A 26,489-nucleotide genomic window follows, 5' to 3' on the forward strand; every position below is an offset into this window, starting at 1 on the left:
GTAACAACAGATCCCCCTATGCTGTTAAAAAGATTCTTACGACGGTGAGAATCAAAAAAATGATAGTTACTATGAACAAACCTACTATTCTAAGAATATCCCTAATTCTTACTGTCCTATTTTTGGGCTTACAAACATATGCCCAAAATTATGTCCCCTTTACTCCACGATTTAATCAAGACCTTAAAGGTGATATTGTTTTAATTGGAAACAATATTCTGGGTCCCGATAACGGTCCTTTTAATGATAACGGAGTGTATAATCACAACGTTGATATGCAGTATATCGACATCGATGGGGATGCTACAACATTTAGCTCTTCAAGTGCAGATCTGGAAATTCCTAATCCGAACTGCTATAACATTATTTATGCAGGATTGTATTGGGGTGCTGTGACTAGTGGAGATCAACCCATAACTAGTGTAAAATTTAAAGGTCCAACAGGAGGATATAATGACATTACAGGAACATTAATTTTTGATGCTGGAGATATCTCGGTAGATGGAGGAAATAGTTTCCCATATGCTTGTTTTGCTGATGTAACGTCTATAGTTACAGGGTTTGGAAATGATCTAGGAACTTATACTGTAGCGAATGTTTCGAGTGCATTAGGGGAAACTGGGTCTTTCGATCCTTATAATGGTACAGGATATTCTTCGGGCTGGTCACTATTTGTTGTGTATGAAGACCCTACCCTACCAGGAAAATCGATTACAAGTTTCGATGGTTTTAGCTCCATAAGTGTTTCAGGAAATAATCCCAGTCTCAACATACCAGTTTCTGGTTTTAGAACTGTGCCAGCACCCGCTCCGGTTCGGGCAAATTTTGCTTTTGCTACGTTAGAAGGTGATAAACCGATTACAGGAGATCGACTAAAATTAAATGGTACCAACTTAACAACATTAGATCGCACATCGAATAACTTTTTTAATAGTTCGGTAACGCAGCTGGATGCCACACCAGTGAACAATAGAAATCCAAACAGCACCAATACCTTAGGTTTCGATACGGGAGTTATTGCAGTACCAAATCCAGGAAATACCGTTATCGAAAACGACGCTACTTCGGCTATCGTACGATTAGAAACCAGTGGCGATACGTATTTTCAATACTTTTTTGCATTTGCTGTTGAAATTATAGAGCCTGATATTGTACTTACAAAAATTGTTGAAGACGAATTTGGCAATGATATTGGAAACCAAGTTGTAGATCTGGGACAGGAATTAAATTATGTAATTGGATTTCAGAATGTAGGAAATGACAACGCAACAAATTTTACAATTAGAGACATACTTCCTATTAACATTATTTTCGAATACCCAACTGGATTAACATTACCACCGGGTGTAACAGTAGCGAGTTACGATCCAGCTACCCGAGAGATTATTTTTGATATTGAGAATTACTTGGTGGAAGAAAACGATCCCGTTTATGAAATTCGAATACAAGCTCAAGTAGTAGATTCCTGTCAGCATTTAGTAGATGCTTGTTCTAATATAATAAACAATCAAGCATTTGCCACGTATGAAGGAACATTAAATCCGAATTTTGTAATTACCGATGATCCTAGTTACAGTGAGAATACTGGATGTCTTATTAGTCCTCAAGCTACTAATTTCTTAGCGGACCTAAATGACTGTATTTTTATACAGAACGAAACACTTTGCGGAAATAGCACCGAATTAACTGCTGCAAATGGTTATGATTCTTATTCTTGGTCTACAAGTCCTACGGGAACTCCGGTTATAGGAACCACTCAAACTATTACAGTAACCGAAACTGGCACTTATTATTCTTTTAATACAGCGGCGGCACCGTGCCAGTCTATTGTTCAGCAATATGAAGTTACATTATATGGTGGGAATATTACCAATCCTGTGATCCCTTATGCTGACGAAGTAGTTACTTGTCCGAACGACGGAAAGCTACTTCCAAACATCTTTTTATGCGGTGAGGATGATTTTAGAGAGATCGCTACTGAAATTGATGGAGCGACTTCAATAATTTGGGAAAAACTTGACGAGTCTAGTTGTCCACCTGTGGATGATACAGATTGTGCAAATGAAAATAATGCCTGTACTTGGAATGAGGTTGGCATGGGAGCTGATTACACGGTAAATACTTCGGGACAATATCGACTCACCATTAATTATAATGGAGGATGTTTTAATCAGTTTTATTTTAATGTTTACCAGAATTTATTAGATCCAACGGTTACTGCCACCGATATTATCTGTACAACCCCAGGATCTATTACTGTAGGGAATGTACCCAGCGGATATGAATACAGTATCGATGGGAGTAATTACCAAGCAAGTCCTGTATTTACAGTACCAACCCCTGGTTTTTATACAGTTTATATACGTCAAATTGGTGTGCCTGAAGGAGCTTGTATTTTTACAGTTCCTGAAGTGTTGGTAAGAGAACGTGATTTTACAGTATCGACTATTATAAACCAACCTTTATGTAACGGTGACAAAGGGAATATATACTTGGCTGCAAATGATGCCGATCCACAATATTTCTTTTCATTATTTCAAGGAGGAACACTTGTAAATAGTGTGGGACCTATTGTAGAAAACAACTATGCTTTTGAAAACTTGAATCCTGGTACGTATACGGCAATGGTTGAAACAGAAGACGGGTGTATGTATTCTGAAGAAATCACGATAACCGAACCTCCTTTATTAACGGCTACAGCAGCGATCACGATTCCATTAACTTGTACAGATGGAGAGATTACTGTATATCCTGAAGGGGGAACAGCCCCATATTTCTATTTTGTGAATAATGATACCGATTTTCAAACCAATCCAGAAATCATAGTTTCTACACCTGGAGAATACAACATCACAGTGGTCGATTCAAATAATTGTAGTGCAGAGACTACCATTACTATTGAAGCTACCCCAGCTCCAGATTTCACAGTTACAACCACCGATATTTTATGTGCGGATTCTGGCGATACGGGTACTATTACAATCAATGTTACCAATCCGAATGGAAACAGCCTTCAATATAGTCTTGGAGGGTTAGTTTATACGTCTTCCAATGTTTTTACTGGTCTTAATGCAGGAACCTATACTGTATTTGTACAATATACCAATGGGCCTTCCATTTGTATATCCGATCCGCAATCTGTTACCATTACCGCAGCTTCAGCAATCTCAGGTGAAGCAGAATTAACCGCTCCCTATACATGTACTTCAACAGGAACAATTACGGTTACAAATGTTACTGGGGGTACGGCGCCCTATTTATACAGTATTGACGGAATTACTTTTCAGACAAGTCCAGTATTTTCAGATCTAACTCCAGGAACTTATACTGTTATCATTCAAGATGCGAATGAATGCACTTTTGCGGCTAATGAGATCACCATTCCAACATTAGATCCACCCACCGATCTTATGTTCAGTGCAACGCCTGTTACTTGTCCTACGAATACAGCTTCAGTAATTATAACAGGAACTACAGGTGGTATTGCTCCCTTGGAATATCAGATTATTGCACCAGCATCTGCTGCAACACCGTATCAAACTTCAACTACATTTTCAGATTTAGCTCCCGATATTTATACATTTCAAGTTAGAGATGCAAATGAGTGTGTGTATAGTGAATCTTACGCTATAGATCCTATTCCTGCAATAAATATCGTTAGTGAAACTACAAGTGATGTTAGTTGTTTTGGAGCGTCTGACGGTACTGCACAATTTATTATTTCAGGAACCAGCACTTTTGAATATACCATCAACGGTGGTGCACCTAATACTGGCACCTCTCCTATTACACTGACCGGATTAAATGCAGGGGATTATACCATAGTTGTCACAGATACAAATACCAATTGTGAGGCCACTGCAACGGCTACCATTTCTGGTCCGCAAGCCCCATTAACTGTTTCGGTTGACACAACCCCGATTACGTGTATTGATAGTGGTAGTGCGACAATTAATGCTTCTGGGGGCTGGGGAGGATTTACGTATACGCTTTTACTACCGGATGCTACATCACTACCGATTCAAAACACCCCTATTTTTAATAACCTATCACAAGATGGAACGTATACCATAAGTGTAGAAGATGCCAATGGATGTATTGTTATTGAAACGTTTGTCTTAACAATTCCAAATCCACCAGTAGCAACTGTAAGTGTAACTTCAGATGTATGTTATGATGCTGATACAGGTGCAATTATTATAATAGAGGTACTTTCTGGAGAGGCCCCTTTTGAATTCAGTATAAATGGAGGCCCTTTTCAGCAGGACAATACATTCTCGAATTTAGTTCCCGGAACGTATACCATTACAGTTAGGGATGCTTTTGGTTGTGAAACCATTTTACCAGCAGAAATTATTGCTCCTCAATTACTAGTGAATGCAGTTTTAACGAAAGATTTAGATTGTACGAGTACGCCCGATGCTGAAATTACAGGCACAATTTCTGGAGGAAGTGCTCCTTTCATGTATGCTGTATCTTTTAATGGAGGTGCATTTACTCCCTTAGGGTCAACCGGTTCGCCTTTTACCTATGTGACATCAAACCCAGGTACATATCAATTTCAAGTTACCGACGACAGTGGCTGTGAAACCACTTCACAGATTCTTACTGTGAATCCAATTTCATTACCCAATATTGCTGTTGTGGTTCAAACTGAGCCTATTTTGTGTAACGGAGATGAAAATGGTGCCATTGATATCACCATCGATCCTACACAAGGAACTCCACCATTTCTAATAAACGTTACGAATACAACCACGGGAACAGACTATGGAACGCAAACTTCAGGGTTGCCTGCTGGGGACTATACCATCACGGTTACTGATGCAAAAGAATGTGCTGCAACCGAAACTATTACTATTGATCAGCCAGATCCAATCGTAGTGGATTATGACTCGATCGATATTACATGTGGACCAGGAGGAGTATCACAAGGATCTATAATTATTAATAGCGTATTTGGAGGTGTAGCACCTTATAACTATTTCGTGACAGGGTCTAATGGATATTCAAATTCTGAATTAAATGCAACTGGCTCAACCTCGGTAAGTTTCGATGTGGTTGATTTTGGTTTGTATGAAATAAACGTAGTAGATGCCAACGGATGTTCTGTGTTGATTGAAGATGTCTTGGTTGCATCTCCTCCTTCAGATCTAGATATCTCAATTGATACAACAGTAGATTGTTCTACGGGAGGACAGGCTGTTGTAAGCGTAAGTTCTACATTGGGAAGTACGGGGCCGTTCTGGTTTAGTATTTATCAAGGTCCTATTTCGGTATATCCAGACCCACCTGGATCATGGATTCCTGAAAATCCTGCAGGAAGTCAATCTACCACGTTCGACAATTTAACTCCAGGAGTGACTTATACATTCATTGTATACGATGAATCTACAAATTGCACCTATTATGAACCAGCCACAACACCGATTCCAACAAACTCTACGTTGACCTTAGATGCAGTGAGTTCAGATAATATTACCTGCACCGGAAGTGCCGATGGCGATGTTTCTTTTACTGTAAATAGTGTATATGGAACTCCAGTAGATGTAACGTATGAAATATTCGATTCGTTAACCTTGCTAAGTTCAGGAATTTCAGGAACAGGAACAGTGCCTGCCGGAGGTTCGCTAGCAGTAACAGATTTAGGACCCCTTCCCTTTGGAACCTATTATGTATTAATTGAAGAAACTGCAGGACCTAATACAGGTTGTGGAGTAGTGACTGCGCCTTTTAGTATTACCGAATCTGCTATTTTATTAAGTTTAACAGCTTCAGTAGACCAGAATGCAAATTGTAATGCGAATTCAGGAGTGGTAAGTGCAATTGCTCAAAATGGAACGCCTCCTTATCTTTATCAGATTACGACCACGCCAGCTGCGCCCGTTGCGACAGACCCTTCATGGAATTCAGCAAGTACCTTTAATGTGGATGCGGGCGATTACTATGTGCATGCTCTAGATGCCTATGGTTGTATAGTTTCAAGTCCGGTACAGATCGTTCCTATGGATGCTTCTCCCGAAATAGCAGCAGCCGTTACTAATGAGTGCTCTGCTTCCGAAGGAACCTTTGAAATCGATGTAACATTAATAACCGCAGGTACTGCCCCATATAGCATTCGTATCAACGGTGGAAGTTTTCAAACACAAACCCTTCCATTTACAATTACTGGATTATCATCAGGTTCTCATACTATAGAAGTAAATGATAGCAATGGGTGTGGAAATACCGTTACTGTCGATATTGTTCCACCTTTAGGGGTAACACCCGCCATAACAGCATTACCCAGCTGTACCGACGACGATGGAGCGATTACCATAACAGCAACAGGTGGAAGTGGAATGTACGATTATACTATTATGCCGAATGCACCTTCAATCGTGCTTACCGGTACTGTATTTTCTGGAGTACCTTCAGGAACGTATACCGTAACTGTGACCGATACTGTGACCCTGTGTACCGAAGATGTTTCAGTAACATTAGACAATGCAACGCCTGTGGTTTTTACCACTTCAGTAACAGATGTTATGTGTAATGGTGCGAGTGACGGTACTATTACTGTTGAACTACCAGCAAGTAACGACAACCCAATATATACGTACGAAATTACAGCACCTATTATAGTTCCTGCGCAAAACAGTCCGATATTTACAGGACTTCTCGCCGGAACTTATACCGTTCAGGTTACCTCGGGGAGAGGATGTATTGCCACCGAGGATGTAGTTATTACTGAACCACAACTTCTGGAGGTTACGGGTACTGCTACCGATTTTTCATGTAATGCAGATAATACCACGTCAACAGCAGTTCTTACACTGACTGAAACAGGGGGCACGGCTCCATACACCTATAGTATAAATGGCGCTAATTATTTCAACACCAATATTTTTGAAGTTGTAGATACCGGCGGAACTCAAAACATTACAATATATGTAACCGATGCAAATGGATGTATAGCAACAAATACCCTCGTCATCGAACCACTACCTACGATTACTGCAGCAGCCGTTACTATCGCTACTCCGATCGATTGTAATGAAACAGGATCTGTTAGTATTAATGTTACTGGAGGTTCAGGGAATTTCACCTATCAAATGCTACCCGATGGTGCCCCCCAAGTTTCTAATACGTTTAATATTCCGGGACCTGGCACGTATTATTTTCAAGTGAATGATGTAGATACCGATTGCTACTTTCTCACAATTCCTTTTGAAGTGTTGCCATTCGATACGATCGATGCAAGTCTACTTGCTTCGGAAGCAAACGAATGTTATGGAGAAACTAATGGCGAATTAGCGTTAACCATAAACGGATATACAGGAGCTTACAGTTATCAGTTACTCGATGGTTCAGGAAGCCCTGTAGGAGGTCCTGTTGTTGGAAATACAGCTACCAACCCAGAAATTATTACAGGACTACCCTCTGGAAATTATTCAGTAGCTATTACTGAAACCGAAACTCCATTTTGTTCCACAACGACCAATGTGGTTACTATTGGGACACCTCCTACTCCACTAGCTTTAGACATTTCTGAAACTTCGAACGTTACATGCACCAATAGTGAAGGAACTATAACAGCCATTGCAAGTGGTGGTACTTTTCCATACGAATTTGAACTAACAGGAACGGCAACGGTTCCATATTCATCAGCAAATACATTTTCTGATTTAAGCGCTGGTACGTATACTGTAAACGTAAGAGATGCAAATGGTTGTATAGAAACTGCTACAATCACCTTGGTAGCGCCAACCCCTATCGACGCAGATTTTGTAGCTAATACTACAATGCTTTCTTGTTTTGGGGATCAAAATGCTACCTTAACGGTTCTTAATATAAGTGGTGGCCAAGGGAGTAATTATGTCTATACCCTAAATACCATTACTCCTACGCCAGCAACTTCGGGACCTCAAACCTCTAATGTATTCGAAAACCTAGGTGCAGGTGTTTATTCCGTAACGATTACCGATGGGTACGAATGTGAGTTTACATCGTTACCGGTAACTATTATGCAACCTGATCCTATCCTTTCAAGTTTAGTGACAGCAACGACCCAAACCTGTGAAACCGATGCAACCCTTACTTTAAATGCAACGGGAGGAACTGGTGATTACGAATACAGTACTAATGAAAACTTTAACCCAGTACTAGGATCGTTTACAACATCGGTTACATTTCCTGTGTCTCCTGGTACATACATGTATTATGTAAGAGATGCGAATGGATGTATCGCGAGTGTATCTAATGATATTACGATCGATTCGTTACCAGAACTAGAAATTAATCTTACCTCTACCAACCCAGAAATTAACTGTGTGGGAGATACAACAGGAAGTATTGAAGCTACTGCTACAGGTGGTCTTGGGAATTATGTGTATACGCTTCAGGATACCGATGGCAATACGATACCCGCAGATCAAAATACGCCTGGAATATTCACAGGTCTTCCTGCAGGAGACTACGTAGTATATGTGGAAAGCGGAGATTGTAATGCCGTTTCAGAAGAGATCACCATTACTGAACCCGAAACTGCCTTAGCGGTAACCTTTGAAGTTACCAACGTTCTTTGTTTCGGAGAAGATAGTGGGCGATTAGAAATTTTTGCTTCAGGTGGTACGGGTATTATTAAGTATGCTATTTCTCCACAATTGGATCAGTTTTTCGACACCAATATTTTCGAAAACCTAGAACCGGGCATGTACGATGTGATCGTTCAAGATGAAGCGGGATGTTTTATAACATTCGACTTTGAAATAACAGAGCCATTACCAGTAATTATAACCATAGTTCCAGATTCTATAATACCCGAAATATGTGAAGGAGATGCCATGGGATCGTTCAGTATAGAGATCGAAGGTGGAACACTTCCTTACAGCATTAGTTTAGACGATTATGACGGAACTTATACCACAGGAGGTCCCAATCAGACATTGTTCGATTTTACCGAATTAGGTGGTGGTGACCATGTAGTATATGTTCGGGACAGCAATGGATGTGAGTCTGAATGGAACATTTCTTTTCCAGATGCTGCCATCATAGATCCAAGTGTTGAGGTGCTGTATGAATGTGAGAATAATGCCACCGGAAATATAGTAACCGTGCTAGTAGATGACAGTAATACAGATCTTTCGCAGCTTCAATATTCATTAAATGAAGGACCTTTTCAAAACAGTAATGTATTTACAAACCTTCCTCCAGGTACCGATTATTATATAACTGTAAGACATGCTAATGGGTGTGAACAAATTACAGACTTTTTCGACATCGGTGATTTTGAACCTCTATCCCTCTATTTGGCCGAAGGCGAATTGAATGAAATCGTTGCAACTGCCAGCGGAGGTACTGGAGAGTATCAATACACACTAAATGATGTAGACTATGGTAGCACAAATACATTTATAATTGAAGCCTCAGGAGATTATACGGTAACAGTTACAGATAGCAGCGGCTGTACCGCAACGGCCACGATAACAATGGAATTTATTGAAATCTGCATTCCTAATTATTTCACTCCAAATAATGATGGTGTGACCGACACGTGGGCTCCGGGATGTGTAGATTACTATCCGAACTTAACATTTTCTATCTATGATAGATATGGCCGAGAAGTTGCCAAATTACGTGTCGGCCAGAGTTGGGATGGAACCTATCACAATACCGAACTTCCAACAGGAGATTACTGGTATGTTGTAAAACCCGGAGATGGAAACGACCGTGAATTTGTAGGGCATTTTACCTTATACCGATAACAAACTAATAATTCACTTATATGTGATATAAAATATATCCCCCATGAAAACTATCCTAAAATACCTACTTATTTTAACCCTTACCCAAAGCTATGGACAAGAATTTAATTTGCCCGTTTTTACTCAATATCTAGCAGATAATGATTTTGTAGTATCCCCTACCTTCGCAGGAATTGGAGATAATTTTAGAATCAGGGCCAACGGACTCATGCAATGGGTGGGAATCAAAAATGCACCACAAAATCAAGCAGTATATGCAGACATTCGAATGGCAAATCGTTCGGGTGCTGGTATCTCTGCTTACAATGATCGCAATGGAAATACACGGCAGCAAGGAATAAAACTTTCCTACGCCCATCACCTTATCCTTGATTATAAAAGCAAGCAGTATTTATCTCTTGGATTGTCATTTAACGTAAATAGCTTTAGAATTGCCATTGAAGATTTTAACACCACCTACGACATTCCCATAGTCGATCCAAGCATTACCGATGACCGCGCCGTAGTTAATAAAAATTTCGATGTAGGTGCTTTGTATCGAATTAATAGTTATTGGCTAAGCTTAAATGCGAACAATCTTTTAGAAAAAGAAGCGAATGTTTTTGAGGGAACCGAACCCACTAGCCTGCTGAACTTACAGCTCTATTCTGGATATACCTTTAAAGGAAATAACTATTCAGAAATAGAGCCCTCCGTATTCTTACAACACTTTGTTAGCGATGGCCGATCAAGTACCGACATTAATGTAAAATATCGAAAATTTAACGGATACAACGATTTCTACTGGATTGGAGGTTCGTATCGTTTTTTAAACGATCAAGTCATGGTTCCTTTAAATGTTGGACCAATGGTCGGATTCAAAAAATCCATATTTTACTTTTCATACGCCTATCAAATAACAATAAATGATTTAACAGGATTCAACTCTGGTACACATGCCGTTACCATTGGTTTTGACCTTTTACAAGAACTAAGCGATTGCCCATGTACCGAAGGAAAATACAAACAAGGAAATAAATTATATCAATAATCAATTGTAATAGTATTAGGAGCCGGGAACCTGCTATTCGCTGTATCTTTTCTTTATAGTCTCCTTTAACTAGAAGCGACATATTTAGAAGTAAATCCCTCATTTTTTCATATCCTACATAAAAGAAAAGGATGCCGCTGCTATCAGGGCTAATGATTAAACTATTTTTATTAAGACCTATTAATAAGAATATTACAAATAATTATATAAACTATCTGTTTATGTATAATTAATGAGGATTTTCTGTTTTTGAATATACTTTTTAAACTTTTATCAAATAATTCAATCTACCCACTATAAACTTTATGAATTAATTTAAATGGCACTTTCATACTTTCCTAAATAAATGAAATACCTTTATAATAGAATTCTATAAAATGCATTAAAAGATAGAACATTGCGTTGCTGCTAAAAGCAGCATAATAATTTAAGGAAAACAAAAAGTATACATACAAAGTAATATGATGACTTTAATCGTAGTGGTGGTAGTTTCGGGAGCGCTTATTCTTGGAGCGCTCTGGGGAATTTACGGTAAATTATCTAATAGAACTGAAGGCTTTTTAGTCGCCCTGGCTGGTGGAGCGCTAATGGTTTCAGCTATATTAGAACTTTTAGAACCCGCAACACATGATGCTCCCTTATCGTGGGCATTATTACTAGTTTTAATAGGAGCAATTGTATTTGTAGGTTTAGATTATCTAGTAAAACAACGTTGGGGAGGTGATAGTGGTGGCGGACTCTTAGCTGCCATCACACTAGATGGAATACCTGAAAATCTCGCTTTAGGAGTAGCGCTTATTGGTGCAGATCCTTTATCGGTAGCAGCATTATCAGGTTCTATATTTTTATCTAATTTACCCGAAGCCGCAGGAGGGGCAAAAGAAATGTCTAAAAACGACCATTCTAAAGGTAAGATTCTTTGGCTATGGGTTGCTACCGCCCTGCTTCTATCTGCTGCAGCTATTGCAGGACATTATTTTCTAGATGGCGCAACCAAGGAATCCCTGGCGTATATTCGCTGTTTTGCTGCGGGTGCCGTACTGGCGTCACTGGCTATAGAAGTATTTCCTAAAGCGTATAAAGAAGATAATTATATATCTGGAATTGCCACCGCAATAGGTGTAATTCTAGCCTTCTATTTAAATTCACTCGGGAAATAAAAAATCCGCAAAAGTTTTGCGGATTTTTCTAAACAATAAATGGTGTTGTTATAAATATTATTTTTTCGACACTTTCCAGATTATTCCGGCATCGTCATCATTAACTAGTAATGATCCATCTGTTGCCACTGTAACACCAACTGGTCTTCCGTAAACTTCACTATCAGCTTCATTAGCAATAAATCCGGTTAGAAAATCTTTTGGTGGCTGTGGTTTTCCATCTTGAAATGGAATAAACACCACTTTATATCCAGAAAATTCAGCTCGATTCCATGAGCCATGTTGCCCAATAAAAGCCCCATTTTTATACGAAGCAGGAAATTGGTCTCCCGTATAAAAGGTTAATCCTAATGATGCAGTATGATTTCCTAACGGAACGTCGGGAATAATTGCTTTATCTACCATTTCTTGGTGAGGCTCATCTTTCCAACGTGGATCTTTTATAGCTCCGTAATAACTATATGGCCATCCATACCAACCTCCTTTTTTCACACTCGTGGCGTAGTCTGGAACTAAGTCATTTCCTAATTCATCTCGTTCGTTTACAGCGGTCCACAATTCTCCTGTTACGGGGTTCCAGTCCATACCCACTGGATTTCTTAATCCACTAGCATAAATGATTTCTTCACTACCATCTGTATTCACTTCTAAAATATTGGCTCGCCTCACTTCTTTTTCCATTCCTTGATCTCCGTAATTACTCGCAGAACCTACCGAAATGTATATTTTATCTTTGGCTTTATTGGTAATAATATTTCGAGTCCAATGATTGTTATAACCACTGGCAGAGAGTTCAACGATTTTTTCTCCTTCCGAAGTGATCTTAGTCTGTCCCTCTGTGTAGGGATAGCGATAAAGTCCGTCGGTATTAGCTACATAAAAATTAGTGCCCAAAACTAACATTCCGAAGGGTTGATTTAGATCTTCTAAAAATACATAGCTTTCATCGATACTGCCATCTTTGTCGGTATCACGCAAGAGTGTAATTCTGTCAGCACTGTTTTTTGTATTTGCTTCTGAAACAAAATAATCACCATTGGGTGCAACATAGGTCCAGCGAGGGTGTTCTAAACTATCGGCAAAGCGCGTAACTTTAAAACCTTCTGGAGCAATGGGAGTTTTTCCTTCGGGCCAAGGGATTATTTTACTTACTTTTTGAACCGATTCTGAAGCGTAAGGCGCAGCCAATTCGAGTGTTCCCACAGCTGTTTCAACTCGATCTCCCCCTTCTGCAGCAATAATTTCCTTCTCTTCTTCCGAAACTTTAGATTTACATCCAGCCAATACGGTTAACGCGATCAACGTTAGTGAAATTAGTTTTTCTTTTTTCATATTTTTTTAGTTAGTGATTTGTTTCAAAAAAATACGATAAATCTTTCAGAAATAATTTCTTTTCAAAAAATTTTGATCTCACTTTAGAAACTTTATGATTTCATGAAGATAAATACCTAAATGTTTGCCAAAATAATCTGACACAAAATGAGTTGGCGCATCTTTTGCTTATATTCAATCAAGTTTAAATGAAGAATTAACTTAAACAAAAATCACTATGAAAAACGCAAGAAATAAAAAAACAGGAATTTTAGCATTATTAGGATTAGCAGGCGGAGCACTTGCCTATTGGAAGTATAAAAATCTTACTCCTGAAGAAAAGGCAAACATGAAAGCGAAAATTAAAAATACAGGAGATAAGCTTAAAGAAGGTGTTTCTGATGTTGAAAATTCTATTTCTGAAAAGTATGAGCAACTTAAAACTTCTGTACAAAAGTAAGTCTCTTTGTACGAAATACATATAATTGAAAAAGTCTTCAGAATCTCTGAAGACTTTTTTGTTTATAATTTAAAAGGAAACCCTCTATTATTTTGCTATTATATCCATGTACTTAAGGTTTACGTAGATTTCGATAAAACACCCGATGGAGGTAATAATACCATACATCGAATGCGAATCGACGAACAAGGTCATGTGGGAATAGGAACAGAAAATAGCGTCATTACTGAAAAGCTAGTAGTTGAAGGAAAAATTAAAGCAACGTCTATAAATTTTTCTGAACTTGTAGTTTTTGCATCCGATGCCGCAGCTGGGGCTGGTGGACTAACTTCTGGAGATATCTACAAAACGAATGACGGCACACTAAAAATAAAGATGTAAATTTTGAAGATTCATCGATTTATTAGCTAATTAAGGTAATTCCGTTTGCTTCAGTAATTACTAATCTTATCTTTTTACATTGTGGGTACAATCTTTCTGCAATGAATTTTTTTTGAGCTATTAGAGCTTAATTTACTTAATACTACTAAAATAGAGTTGAATTAATATTTCCTAATAAATTCTAATGTTGTCTAATTATTCCAAAGAATATTTTTTTAACCCTCTCTAGACATTAAAATTTAGCTCATATAGTCAATTAGTAAGAAAATCAGACAAACTACTCCAAAAATCGTTTAAAAACATATTGTAGGAATTTTCCTTAACAATATCATACTGAATTTTAAATTAGTTTTGAAATACCCAAATTTTAAACCTATGAAAATTTCTACTTTAAGCATTTCACTATGTTTTGCTTTCTTTTCAATCCTTAGTACAACCGCACAAGTTGGTATTGGAACATCCAACCCCAGTTCGTCAAGCATGCTCGACATAACATCTACAAGCGGAGGTATTCTTATCCCGAGAATGTCTGAAAATGATAAGAATAATATTTTAAATCCTAAAAAAGGACTTCTTATTTTTCAAAATGATGCCGATGAAGGATTTTGGTATTTTACCGGTACGACATGGGAACCTATAGCGGCCAAAGGTGGAGAATTTAAAAGCACTAATGGAATTGTTCATAATACAACAAATTTAAGGGAAGATGATTTTGCTGTTGGTACCGATAAAATGGACAATCAAACTACAGCTAATGACGACTCCAGAATTATATTCGATAAAAGTCAGAGTAGCTTGCGCGTAGGATATAGTAATACAGACAGCTGGGATACATCAAATAGAGGGAGCTATAGTATTGGAATGGGTTCTAATACTACCGCTAGTGCGAACTATGCAATTGCTATGGGACGACAAACAGTAGCGTCTGCGATGTATGCAGTATCTCTTGGAAGAAATAATATTGTATCTGGTATAAATGCTACAAGTTTTGGATATTTAAATAATGCAACAGCAGACTATGCAACCACTTTTGGACGTGGAAATACGGCAAGTGGTCAATACAGTATTGCTGGGGTTGTTGCAAGTAGAGCTACAGGGCTGCATGCCATCTCATTAGGAAATACAAGTACTGCTTCAGGTGAAAATGCACTTGCGTTAGGGAGGCTTAATGTAGTTTCTGGTTTAAATGCTGCCGCGATCGGGTTTACAAATACAGCTACTCAAGAGGGAGCATTTGCTTTTGGTTCACAAAATAATGCCACTGCAACCAATGCAATGGCATTTGGATATGGATTAGAATCTAAATCCTATAACGAAATAGTTCTAGGACTTTATAATGAACGTTATAGTCCATCAAGCACAACAACTTCTGTTGGGACAGATAGAATTTTTACCGTTGGAAATGGATTTCGCTCAGGAGGTACTACAACCTATAATAATGCACTAACTATATTAAAAAATGGGCATACAGGAATTGGTACTTCTACCCCAACAGAGGCATTAGAAATTCACGGAAACGATTCTTTTGGAGGCGATGCAGATTTTGATGCACACAGTTACGGAACAAATATTACATCATTCCATATTCGAAGTGCTGCAGGAACACGAGCCAACCCTAGGGCTGTATCGAATAAATCTAACGCAAACTTTTACAATATGGAAGCGCAAGGTTATGATGGTACTGCCTATCGAAATGCGGCTGCAATCCGTATGGGTACGATGGCTACTAACAGAACTGGGGCTAATGATATGCCAGGAAGAATCGATTTTGATACTTCTGCAGATGGTAGTAGTAGTGCAGTTACACGAATGAGAATTGACGACCAAGGACATGTTGGAATTGGAACTGGAAACGCTGTAATAAGTGAAAAATTAGTAGTTCAAGGAAGAATTAAAGCTACTTCAGTTAATTTTTCTGGACTTCCAACCTTTGCGAATAATAGTGCGGCTCTATCGGGTGGTCTTGTTTCAGGAGATATGTACAAAACTTCAGATGGTGATGTTCGTATTGTTCTATAATTATTAAAATTACATTGTAAGCGAATAAGGATATTATTTATTTATAATGTTCGCTAAAACAATTTTTTAAATACTTCTCACCTATTTCAAATTAATAATATTCAGCCAATATTGTGGGCTGTATTTTAATCTTTATTAAACTGTAATAATTCCTTCCTTTCAGGTATTTAGTGAAATTATCTTTCCAACAAATAATTAAATTATTAGTTGTTTCCTAAAAATGTTTTGAATTAAACACAGACAATCAACGTGTTATATTTTCTTATTTAGATTTATTTTAAATAGCTTGTTTATTCAGTAAATACTGAATAGTTTTGCCAAAAATACAAACCTATTTGTATTAAGTCTAAATAAAAACAAATGAAAAATTATTTACTTTTTCTATCATTTATAGTATTCACAAATATTCTATGTTCTCAAGAAAGCACGGTTTCAGGATTAATTACAGATAACAATCAATCCCCTCTTTTGGGTGTAAATGTTCTTATAAAAAATACTACAAAGGGAACTCAAACCAATATCAACGGTGAATTTATAATTACAAATTTAACCGATGGAGCGTATACACTTTCAATTACATATTTAGGTTTTAAGAATAGAGAAATTTCATTTTCTGTAAAAAAAGCTCAAGAAATTACGTTACCAACTATTATTTTATATGAAGGAAATGAAATTTTAAGTGAAGTTGTGGTCGAAGGCGAACGACGAAACAAATTTTCAAGAAAAGAAACTGCATATGTATCTAAATTGCCTTTAAAAGATATTGAAAACTCCCAAGTATATAGTACAGTGACTACAGAATTACTGAAATCTCAAGTAGTTACTAGTTTCGATGATGCTTTAAAAAATGCTACAGGGGTAGAAAATTTATGGGCTTCAACGGGTCGAGGTGGAGATGGTGCTGGATATTTTTCGCTGCGTGGCTTTTCTGTTCAACCACAATTAGTAAACGGACTACCTGGATTAACAAATGGAACAATTAACCCCGCAAATATTGAGCGTATAGAAGTTCTTAAAGGTCCCTCTGCAACTCTATTTGGTAATGCTGTTAGTTCTTATGGTGGATTAATTAATGTAGTAACCAAAAAACCTTATGTAGGTACTGGTGGAGAAGTTTCATTTACATCGGGAACGTATGGATTAAATCAAATCATTGGTGATTTTAATACTGCCTTAAGTAAAGAAAATAACCTCTATTTTAGGGTAAATACAGCGTATACTACAGAGCAAAGTTTTCAAGATGCGGGTTTCAGAAAATCTTTCTTTGTTGCACCATCACTTTCTTACAAAGTAAATAACAACCTCTCCTTTTCATTTTACGGAGAAATCACTCAGGCAGAACAAACAAATCCTACTTTTTTATTTTTAAATAGAAGTGCACCTACCGAAGCATCAAATTTAGAAGAGTTGGGTTATAATAATAAACTTTCTTTTACTAGTAACGATTTAACTCTTGAAAATCCTACTCAAAACTATAGAATAGAGATGGATTATAAATTGTCAGACACATGGCAGTCACAGAGTTTAGTTTCTAAGAGTTCAACATCAACTTCGGGATATTATTCATATTTATTCGATTATGGTATTTTGGGAGGAAATACATTTTCTCGTTTTATTAATAAACAAAATGCAAATACTCAAACTACAGATATACAACAAAATTTTATTGGAGATTTTAAAATAGCATCACTTCGAAATAGAGTTGTAATAGGTGTTGATTATTTTAACCAAACTCAAACAGATAATAGTACAGGTTATGCGTTTTATGGAAATATTACTCCCAATGGGGGTTCCAATGGTGATAATCCTTTCACTCCAGAAGTAGAAGGAGCCAGCTTCCCTCTCTCCTCTTCTGGTGTTGATGCAGTGTTAGCTTCTCAGGGAGTAAGTAATATAAAATCTAAGTTTCATATTTACAGTGTGTACGCTTCAGATGTAGTAAACTTTACAGAGAATCTTTCTGCAATGGTTGGTTTACGTTTAGATCGATTTGATAATGAAGGTAATCTATCTAACATTGAAGATGATTACGATCAAACAACATTTTCTCCGAAATTTGGGATTTTATTTCAACCCATAAAAGATAAAGTATCGATCTTCGGAAATTATCAAAATGGGTTTACTAACGTAGCTCCTCAATTAGTAGGAAACCCAGAAAACGGCCCCCAAACGTTGCAAATTTTTGATCCTGAACAAGCCAACCAATTTGAGTTTGGAGTTAAAACAAATGTATTTAATAACAGGTTGAATGCTACAATAAGTTATTACGACATTAAAGTTAAAGACCGAGTAATTACAGACCCATCATCTCCATTTAACAAAATTCAAGGTGGTGAGGTAGTAAGCAAAGGATTTGAAATTGAACTAAATGCAAACCCAATAAAAGGACTAAACGTTAGAGCTGGTTTTAGTAAAAACCATAGTGAAACTACTAAGTCTGACAATACAGAAATACTAAATCGCAGACCTTTAGAAGCAGGGCCAGAAATTTCGTATAACTTCTGGGCAAATTACGAATTTCAAGAAGGAAATTTGAAAGGGTTTGGTCTAGGTTTAGGGCTTAACGGATCAAGTGAGCGGTTTGCTATAAATTATGAATCTACAGGAGAATTCATATTACCAAGTTATACAATTGCTAATGCTTCAGTTTTTTATCAAGCAAACAATTATAGATTAGGTTTAAAACTAAACAACGCATTTAACAAGGAGTATTATAAGGGTTGGACGACCATAAGTCCACAAACGCCAAGAGCTTTATTGGCAAATATTTCATATCAATTTTAATTAGCCCAGTTGCCAATTAAAAAACAGCAACTTTTAGTAAAGATTGCTCTTTCTATAAATTCATCCATATGACTTTCAAAAAAATTATCTTTCAATTGCACAAAATATTAGGTCTAACAACAGGTCTTGTCGTATTTATAGTGGCAATTACCGGTTGTTGCTGGGCATTTAGAGATGAAATTGAAAGTCTTTATGATGATTATAAAAAAGTTGCACCAGAAGATAAACCTATACTCACACCAACTGAAGCTAAATACCTAGCCGAAGAGGTATTTCCTAACAATACGGTACACGGGACATTATTTAAAAAAGCAGACGATGCTGTAGAAGTTATTTTTTACGATGCAGAGCCAGAGTTTTATCAAAGCGTATTTTTAAATCCCTATTCTGGAGAGGTGATTCAAGTTGACAATCACCTAACAGGCTTTTTTGCATTTACCTTAAAAGGACATATGCGCCTATGGTTACCTAAAGAAATTGGCGAACAAGTCGTAGGGGCATCCATACTACTATTTATTCTTATAATAATTTCAGGGTTTATTTTATGGATTCCTAAAAAGCGGAAAAATTTTAAACAACGCATTAAATTTAATTGGAAGAAAACAACACGGTGGAAACGTAAAAACTTCGATTTACATACGGTAGTTGGGTTTTATGTATGCAGTTTAGCATTAATTGTAGCTTTTACAGGATCAATGATTTCGTACAACTGGTTAAAGTTCGTTGTATACAAATCAACTGGTGGTGAAAAAGTGGCTGCTTTTGTAATACCCGAAAATGTAAGCGAACAAAATAATAGTAAAGATAAAGTTCCAATGGATCTGCTCATTATTAAGTTAATGAAAGAATCGCCAAATGCTGAAGCTTTTGAATTGCACTACCCTAGCACAAAAGACGAAAGTATTTATGTAGAAGTGTCGAATAGCAAAGGATTGTATTACGACGCAGATTACCGATTTTTTGATCAAAATACCTTAGAAGAAATCGAAACCCCTGGTATTTATGGAAAATATAAAGACAGTAAATTAGCAGATAAAATTTTGAGGATGAATTATGACATTCATATTGGTGCTATAGGGGGAATTGCAGGAAAAATCATAGCCTTTTTAGTAAGTCTATTAACAGCAACATTACCTGTAACAGGAGCATTACTTTGGTATGGTCGTACTTATAAAAATAAAAAAAGTTGAGATAATTTTAAATATTCACAAACTCATTAATAAAATTATGTCTGATAAAATAGCCATTCTTTTTTTTCTTTAGGAGCTTTACTTTTGTAACTACAATTGCAACGCTTCAGTAATACTATATCACCACTATTTATTAATTATCTTTAAGCATTCGCTACTCAACAGCACGCATATGTGTAGGAGTCACGTGTAATTACTTCAGCTTCAATGAAAGGTTTATAGGAGGAGTTATAGAAGATTCCATAGTAAATTTTTTATAAAAGAGTTTGCCACATATGCTTATCTCTCTAAAAATTAGCTTATTTGAAGTTACAGATAAAGTATTTTTTTTTAATAGAAGTTTACAACTCCAGAATCATTTTAGTCTACCGGTATTAACTCATATGATCCATTAAATAAATTTTTAGATAAACTGTAAAATATATTCGTTAAAAAACTTATTGTAGGAATTTTCCTTAACATTATTACTTGAGATTTTGAGCTAGTTTTGAACTAACCCAAATTTATACATCATGAAACAAAAGTACCTACTTTGTATAGCCTCTCTATTTTTTATTTTCACGATAACCCAAGCTCAGGTTGGTATCGGCACCACAAATCCTAATGCAGCCCTCGATGTGGTAGCAGATGATAATGGCATCTTAATTCCCCGAGTTTCTTTAACCGGAACCAACGATGAATCTACCATTGTAAGTGGAAATGTTGTTAGTATGCTTGTATATAATATAGCAACGACAGCTGATATTCTACCAGGTTATTACTATTGGAATGGATCAAAATGGGAAAATTTAGTAACAGAAAGTAAGATTACTTATGAGAGCATTTGGCTTAACAATCCCGAAAAAGGACGTACAGAATTACGAACTCTTAGTGATGGTGTTACCGCCAGAGGAATCGATAACAATGTTTATATCACAGACAGTAGTAATTTACTAATCGATGCATTGGTGGGTGATGAAACTAATGGTAATTCTAGAAAAATTCAAGTACATAACGGAGATATTGCAAAATATACTTATTTAAATAATCCCGCCAGTTTCGGATTTTTAGGATTTAAATCTCGCGGAACTCAAGAAGACCAACAAGCGGTTCGTGCGGGTGATGTTATTACTTCTTTTCAAGGACTCGCTCACAATGGAACCGAATATGTAACTGGATCTCTTTTAAGCCTTGGAGTTGATCCAAGTTACGATAATAGTAGTACGCTTGTTCCCGGAGATTTTAGATTCCGAACTTTGGTTGATGGTGACCTAACAGAAAAAATGAGAATTACAGCGATTGGAACAGTGGGAATCGGAACGGTTACTCCTTCAGAAATGCTGGAAATTCATGGTTCTAATCTTCTTGGTGGCGATGCGGATCTAGATGTGCATTGCTATGGTAGCAACATTACAAGCTTTCATATACGTAGTGCTGCAGGGAATAAACACCATCCTTTAGCAGTTTCAAACAAGTCCAATCCCAATTTTTACAATATGGAAGCTCAAGGGTACGATGGTTCTCGTTATATTAATGCTGCCGCAATTAAAATGGGTACCATGGCAACCAATCGTACTGGAGCTAACGATATGCCAGGACGAATCGATTTTGCCACTTCACCAGACGGAGGAGCTTCTGCCGTAGATCGAATGCGTATCGATGATCAAGGACATGTAGGAATAGGAACAGGAAATGCAACTATTACTGAAAAATTCGTGGTAAACGGAAAGATGAAAGCGACAGCAGTAAACTTTTCGGGATTGCCTACCTACGCTAATGACAGTACGGCAGGCTCTGGTGGACTGGTTTCTGGTGATATGTATAAAACTTCGGGAGGAGAATTACGCATAAAACTGTAGTTTATTAAGAATTATTTCTGAATAAAAATAATCTATTCATTCTCTGCTTCATGAGCTTCAAGGTCCTTCTGAAGGTCTAACTTTCGTAACTTCGGAAACAACGCCCCAGTAGTAACTACCGTAGCAATTGTCATAGATCCTCCAAATACGACAGCAGTAACAGTGCCCATTAATTTAGCAGTAAGACCACTTTCGAAAGCCCCTAGCTCATTAGAAGAACCTACAAACATTGAATTTACAGAAGCTACTCGTCCACGCATCGCATCGGGTGTTCGTAACTGTAAAATAGTTTGACGTATTATCATAGAGATTCCATCGGTAACACCACTTAGAAATAATGCTACAACCGAAAGCCAGAAAATAGTAGAAACTCCAAATACAATAATGCAAATTCCAAACCCGAAAATCGCAGCTAAAAGTTTCATTCCCGCATTTTTATTTAATGGAAAATAGGCGGACGTAAACATAATTAGTAACGCGCCTACTGCTGGTGCAGCTCGTAAAACCCCAAAACCCTGTGGTCCCACCTTCAAAATATCCTGTGCAAAAATGGGTAACAAGGCTACCGCACCTCCAAAGAGTACTGCAAACATATCTAATGTCAAAGCACCCAAAATTACCGGCGTATTACGAACAAATTGAATTCCTTCTTTCAAACTTTTTAATACTGGTTCTCCTAAATTCGGATTTAAAATGGGTTTCTTCGGAATTTGAAATAAGAAAAACAATGCTAATAATGAAAGTGCAAAAATAAGACACATAGACCAATGAACACCAATCAAATGAATGGCAAATCCACCCACCGCAGGTCCTACCACAGCTCCCATTTGCCATACCGAACTACTCCATGTAGCTGCATTTGGAAATACTTTTTTTGGAACCACTAAAGAGAATAAAGAAAATATCGTAGGGCCTATAAATGAACGTACAATACCTCCAAGAAAAACCAATGCATAGACACTATATAATATTGTATTTTTTGAAAGATCTTTTATAAATACTGGCCAGGTTATTAAAAAAAGACCAAAACTTATTACAGAAAACCCGGCAATGCATAACATTAGAAGCCCTCGCTTTTCTTTTTGATCTACGATATGCCCAGCAAAAAGTGCCATCGAAACCGCTGGAATAACTTCCATTAAACCAATAATTCCTAGTGAAAGTGCACTTTTAGTAATACTATACACTTCCCACTCTATAACAACAAATTGCATCGACCAAGCAAATACAAGTGCAAAACGAACAATTAGAAAAATATTGAATTCTCGAAATCGAAGGGCAGCGTAGGGATCGTTCTTTTTCATAAAAAATTTCAAGCTTTTAAACGCAAAGGTATTGTAATGTGTTTTAATAATAGATAGAAACAGGCAATAGTACGCCAAGATAGATTTTAGTATATTCGTTTTTTAAACAACTAACTAATGAGATATAGAATCGTACTATTATTAATCGTATTCGGTGTTCAATTTCAAAGTAATGCTCAAGATAAACCTATTACTATTGAAGCTGAAACCGTAGCAAATCGTATGCTTCTGTATGCCGTAAATCAAACACTAACCGATTACGATGCCAAGCTCGAAGTGGAAGGAACCAATTTTAGACAAAGCAAGGGGAAACCCAGATGGATTCATGTTCCTGCCGCCTCTAAAGTCCACATGCATAACTTAATGCTTACCAAGGGAAAACAACCAAACTATACCTATACTTTAGAGATAAATGACAGTCTTTCAAGACGTGCTTTAAAAAAACCTGCGGAGGCAATCAAAATCGATCCTAAAAAGCCCATATTAGTGTATCGCACGAAGAATTGTACAACATGTGATGCACTTATACATTCATTAAACAATAGCAAGTATCGCTATACAATGCATGATCTTGCAGAAAAGCCAGCAATGAAAGAACAGCTGTCTTCTGCATTACCCGGTCTCGACACCATCGCTACTCCGGTTATTAGTTTGGGGGGATTGCTTTATACAGATCTAGAAACGTACGATGCTATTATCGAAAAATTAAATAAAGAAGAATAGTTTATACGAACTAATAAACCAAAAGCTTTAAATAGTTTCTAAATGAAAAAGGTGGACGTTTAAACGTCCACCTTTTTTTATGTTTTATCGCCTCTTATTCTTATTACGATTGTTATAGTTTTTATCCCCTTTGGTCTTCGGTTTCTTGTATTTTTTCTTAATAATACGCTGGTAAGAACCCCCTTGATTTGTTTTTTGATTTTTCTCCTTTTTTTCATGAAAGGCAGGTCCTGCGGCTTCCTCTTCATGTTGTTTGTGCGGATTATTAGGCTCTAAGTTTTTAGGTTGTTCTTCGGGTGTGAGTCGTTTTGAAACTTCTATTTCAGAAGGCATTTCTACCTTCGGAATTTTATAGTTCATTAACGTTTCAATAGCTTCTTTTGCTTCAGTTTCGTGTTCAGAATAAAATAAAAGCGAACTTCCCTCTTCTTCAGCACGTCCCGTTCTACCAATTCGGTGCATGTAATTTTCTGGAAATTTCGGGGTGTCAAAATTAATAACATGCGAAATTTTATCAAGATCTAAACCACGTGCCATTACATCGGTAGTGACCAAAATTCTTGTTTTTTCACTATTAAAATTTTCGATCGATCGAAGACGAAAATTCTGTGTTTTATTTGCATGGATTACCGCAACTTCAGAACCAAAATAATCATCCATTTCTATGTAAAGACGATCGGCACTTTTTTTGTTTGAAACAAATACCAATACCTTAGAATATTCTTTTTCATTTTGAAGCAAATGTTTTAATAGGTTTGCTTTGGTATAAAAATTAGGAACCTGATAACATTGTTGTGATATATTATCTAAAGGAGTCCCACTTACGGCTACCGAAATTGTCTCAGGACCAATAAAAAAATCTTGTATCAACGCATTAACTTCATCTGTCATAGTTGCAGAGAACATAATATTCTGGCGGCGATCTGGGAGAAGATCGAAAATATTCATGAGCTGAAAACGAAATCCGAGATCTAGCATGACATCTACTTCATCGATCACGAGTTTACGAACCGATTTTAACTGAAGCGCACGACTTAATACCAAATCGTAAAGTCTACCCGGAGTGGCTACTATTATATCTGTTCCTTGTTCTACTGCTTCCTTTTGTCGGTTAATATTTGTTCCTCCAAAAACACCTAATACCCGAACTGAAGCATATTTAGAAAACTTCTCGATTTCTTCTACAACCTGTATTACTAATTCTCGAGTAGGAACTAAGACTAATACCCTCGGGTTTATTTCGTTTGAAAAAGGCAATCCTTGTAAAAGGGGCAACATATACGCGAATGTCTTACCCGTACCCGTTTGCGCAATACCTACCACATCTTTCCCAGATCGAATCACCGAGAAAGCTTGTTCCTGAATAGGTGTAGGGGTTTCGAAACCAAGATCATCGATCGCGTTTTGTAACTGTTTAGAAATTTTAAATTCTGAAAAGGAGGCCATGGCTTGAATTTGTGGCAAAAGTACGGTATTTATTACTTTCTTCGGAAGGCAATATGCTATCTTTGAATTGAAAACACAGCACTTCTATTTTATTCAATATAAAAATTGAAATAATTGAAGCCGATAGGTTCTACTACAACATGGAATTTGCCAAAAATCGTAGTACACCAGATTTTCAAAACAGTATTATTTTCATTTCTACTTATTCACTTATTTATGCATTCAGATAATATTCATAACGAACCGTATCCAATGAAAACGCTTCAGGAAGTTAATCCTTTACTGAAACCGTATGTTTTTGAAAATGAATACAACACTCAAACGATCGATTTTTCAGACCCCGACGCGGTGTTTCAGTTAAACAAGTCACTTCTAATGCAATTCTATAATATTCAAAATTGGGAACTTCCGAAGCAATACCTCTGCCCTCCTATTCCCGGACGTGCCGACTATTTATACCATATAAATGACCTTTTGGAGAAACCTTCAGATAATAGTAAAACACGTGGTTTGGATATAGGTGTGGGTGCCAATACGATCTATCCCCTGCTTGCTGCACGAATCTTTGGTTGGAATATGGTAGGGTCTGATATTGATGAAACCGCCGTTCATTCCGCAGAAAAAAATGTAGCATCATCAGAAGGACTTTCAGAAAAAATAGAAATTCGTAGACAAACGAACAATGCAGACATTTTTAAAGGCATTATTAAATCAGACGAATATTTCGATTTTACAATGTGTAATCCGCCATTTCATGCTTCTGAAGAAGAAGCGCATAAAGCAAATCTTCGAAAAGTAAGAAACTTACAAAAACCAGAAGGAGGCTATTATAAAAAAGAAGATATCCTTTTAAATTTTGGTGGTCAAGCAAATGAACTTTGGTGTAACGGTGGCGAGGCACTTTTTATAAAACGAATGATTAAAGATAGCATCGGGTTTAAAGCGCAGGTAGGATGGTTTACTACGTTAGTCTCGAAGAAAGATAATCTGAATAAAATATACAAGCAATTAAATAAAGCTGGTGCGACACATAAGACCCTTAAAATGGATCAAGGGAATAAAACCAGCAGGATTGTAGCGTGGAAATTTTAATCGTT

At 37.0% G+C, this 26,489-nt stretch carries 14 protein-coding genes; 11 read left to right on the forward strand and 3 right to left on the reverse strand.

What is annotated here, in order from left to right:
* Positions 1-71: 71 nt before the first annotated feature.
* From ULVI_RS11055 to ULVI_RS11065, 3 genes are all read left to right on the forward strand, one after another.
* Positions 72-9,746, forward strand: a complete 9,675-nt coding sequence (locus ULVI_RS11055) for a T9SS type B sorting domain-containing protein (RefSeq protein ID WP_068592790.1) — start codon at positions 72-74, stop codon at positions 9,744-9,746.
* A gap of 43 nt (positions 9,747-9,789) precedes the next feature.
* On the forward strand, positions 9,790-10,776 hold the full coding sequence (locus tag ULVI_RS11060; RefSeq protein ID WP_068592792.1) for a PorP/SprF family type IX secretion system membrane protein: 987 nt from the start codon (positions 9,790-9,792) through the stop codon (positions 10,774-10,776).
* 461 nt (positions 10,777-11,237) lie between these two features.
* A complete protein-coding gene (locus ULVI_RS11065) occupies positions 11,238-11,936 on the forward strand; it encodes a ZIP family metal transporter (RefSeq protein WP_068592794.1) in 699 nt (232 codons plus the stop codon).
* 57 nt (positions 11,937-11,993) lie between these two features.
* On the opposite strand, the gene ULVI_RS11070 is transcribed toward ULVI_RS11065, so the two are convergent.
* Positions 11,994-13,268 (reverse strand): PQQ-dependent sugar dehydrogenase, encoded by a 1,275-nt coding sequence (locus ULVI_RS11070; RefSeq protein WP_068592796.1) that lies wholly within the window; start codon positions 13,266-13,268, stop codon positions 11,994-11,996.
* 217 nt (positions 13,269-13,485) lie between these two features.
* Between ULVI_RS11070 and ULVI_RS11075 the strand changes: the two genes are divergently transcribed.
* The 6 genes from ULVI_RS11075 to ULVI_RS11100 all read left to right on the forward strand — a co-directional run bounded on the left by ULVI_RS11075 (position 13,486) and on the right by ULVI_RS11100 (position 21,919).
* On the forward strand, positions 13,486-13,707 hold the full coding sequence (locus tag ULVI_RS11075; RefSeq protein WP_068592797.1) for a hypothetical protein: 222 nt from the start codon (positions 13,486-13,488) through the stop codon (positions 13,705-13,707).
* Positions 13,708-13,713: 6 nt separating this feature from the next.
* The gene (locus tag ULVI_RS11080) at positions 13,714-14,088 is read left to right on the forward strand and encodes a hypothetical protein (RefSeq protein WP_068592799.1); all 375 of its coding nucleotides are present in this window, start codon (positions 13,714-13,716) and stop codon (positions 14,086-14,088) included.
* A gap of 375 nt (positions 14,089-14,463) precedes the next feature.
* A complete protein-coding gene (locus ULVI_RS11085) occupies positions 14,464-16,107 on the forward strand; it encodes a hypothetical protein (RefSeq protein ID WP_068592801.1) in 1,644 nt (547 codons plus the stop codon).
* Between the two features lie 360 nt (positions 16,108-16,467).
* The gene (locus ULVI_RS11090; protein ID WP_068592803.1) at positions 16,468-18,891 is read left to right on the forward strand and encodes a TonB-dependent receptor; all 2,424 of its coding nucleotides are present in this window, start codon (positions 16,468-16,470) and stop codon (positions 18,889-18,891) included.
* Between the two features lie 68 nt (positions 18,892-18,959).
* The gene (locus ULVI_RS11095; RefSeq protein WP_068592805.1) at positions 18,960-20,081 is read left to right on the forward strand and encodes a PepSY-associated TM helix domain-containing protein; all 1,122 of its coding nucleotides are present in this window, start codon (positions 18,960-18,962) and stop codon (positions 20,079-20,081) included.
* Positions 20,082-20,593: 512 nt separating this feature from the next.
* Positions 20,594-21,919 carry a hypothetical protein gene (locus tag ULVI_RS11100; RefSeq protein ID WP_068592807.1) on the forward strand — a complete coding sequence of 442 codons (1,326 nt, stop codon included), beginning with the start codon at positions 20,594-20,596 and terminating at the stop codon, positions 21,917-21,919.
* A 32-nt stretch (positions 21,920-21,951) separates the two neighbouring features.
* Here ULVI_RS11100 and ULVI_RS11105 read toward each other — a convergent pair whose 3' ends face one another.
* Positions 21,952-23,223, reverse strand: coding sequence for an MFS transporter (locus tag ULVI_RS11105; protein WP_068592809.1), 1,272 nt, complete (start codon positions 23,221-23,223; stop codon positions 21,952-21,954).
* 117 nt (positions 23,224-23,340) lie between these two features.
* On the opposite strand from ULVI_RS11105, the gene ULVI_RS11110 reads away from it, so the two are divergent.
* A complete protein-coding gene (locus ULVI_RS11110; RefSeq protein WP_068592811.1) occupies positions 23,341-23,946 on the forward strand; it encodes a thioredoxin domain-containing protein in 606 nt (201 codons plus the stop codon).
* An 84-nt stretch (positions 23,947-24,030) separates the two neighbouring features.
* Here the strand turns inward: ULVI_RS11110 and ULVI_RS11115 are convergent, their stop codons facing one another.
* A complete protein-coding gene (locus tag ULVI_RS11115; protein WP_068593102.1) occupies positions 24,031-25,392 on the reverse strand; it encodes a DEAD/DEAH box helicase in 1,362 nt (453 codons plus the stop codon).
* Positions 25,393-25,608: 216 nt separating this feature from the next.
* On the opposite strand from ULVI_RS11115, the gene rlmF reads away from it, so the two are divergent.
* Entirely contained in the window at positions 25,609-26,484 is an 876-nt protein-coding gene (rlmF, locus tag ULVI_RS11120) for a 23S rRNA (adenine(1618)-N(6))-methyltransferase RlmF (RefSeq protein ID WP_082830866.1), read from the forward strand.
* Positions 26,485-26,489: the final 5 nt, after the last annotated feature.

It is taken from the genome of Cochleicola gelatinilyticus, from assembly GCF_001637325.1.
Taxonomy (GTDB): domain Bacteria; phylum Bacteroidota; class Bacteroidia; order Flavobacteriales; family Flavobacteriaceae; genus Cochleicola; species Cochleicola gelatinilyticus.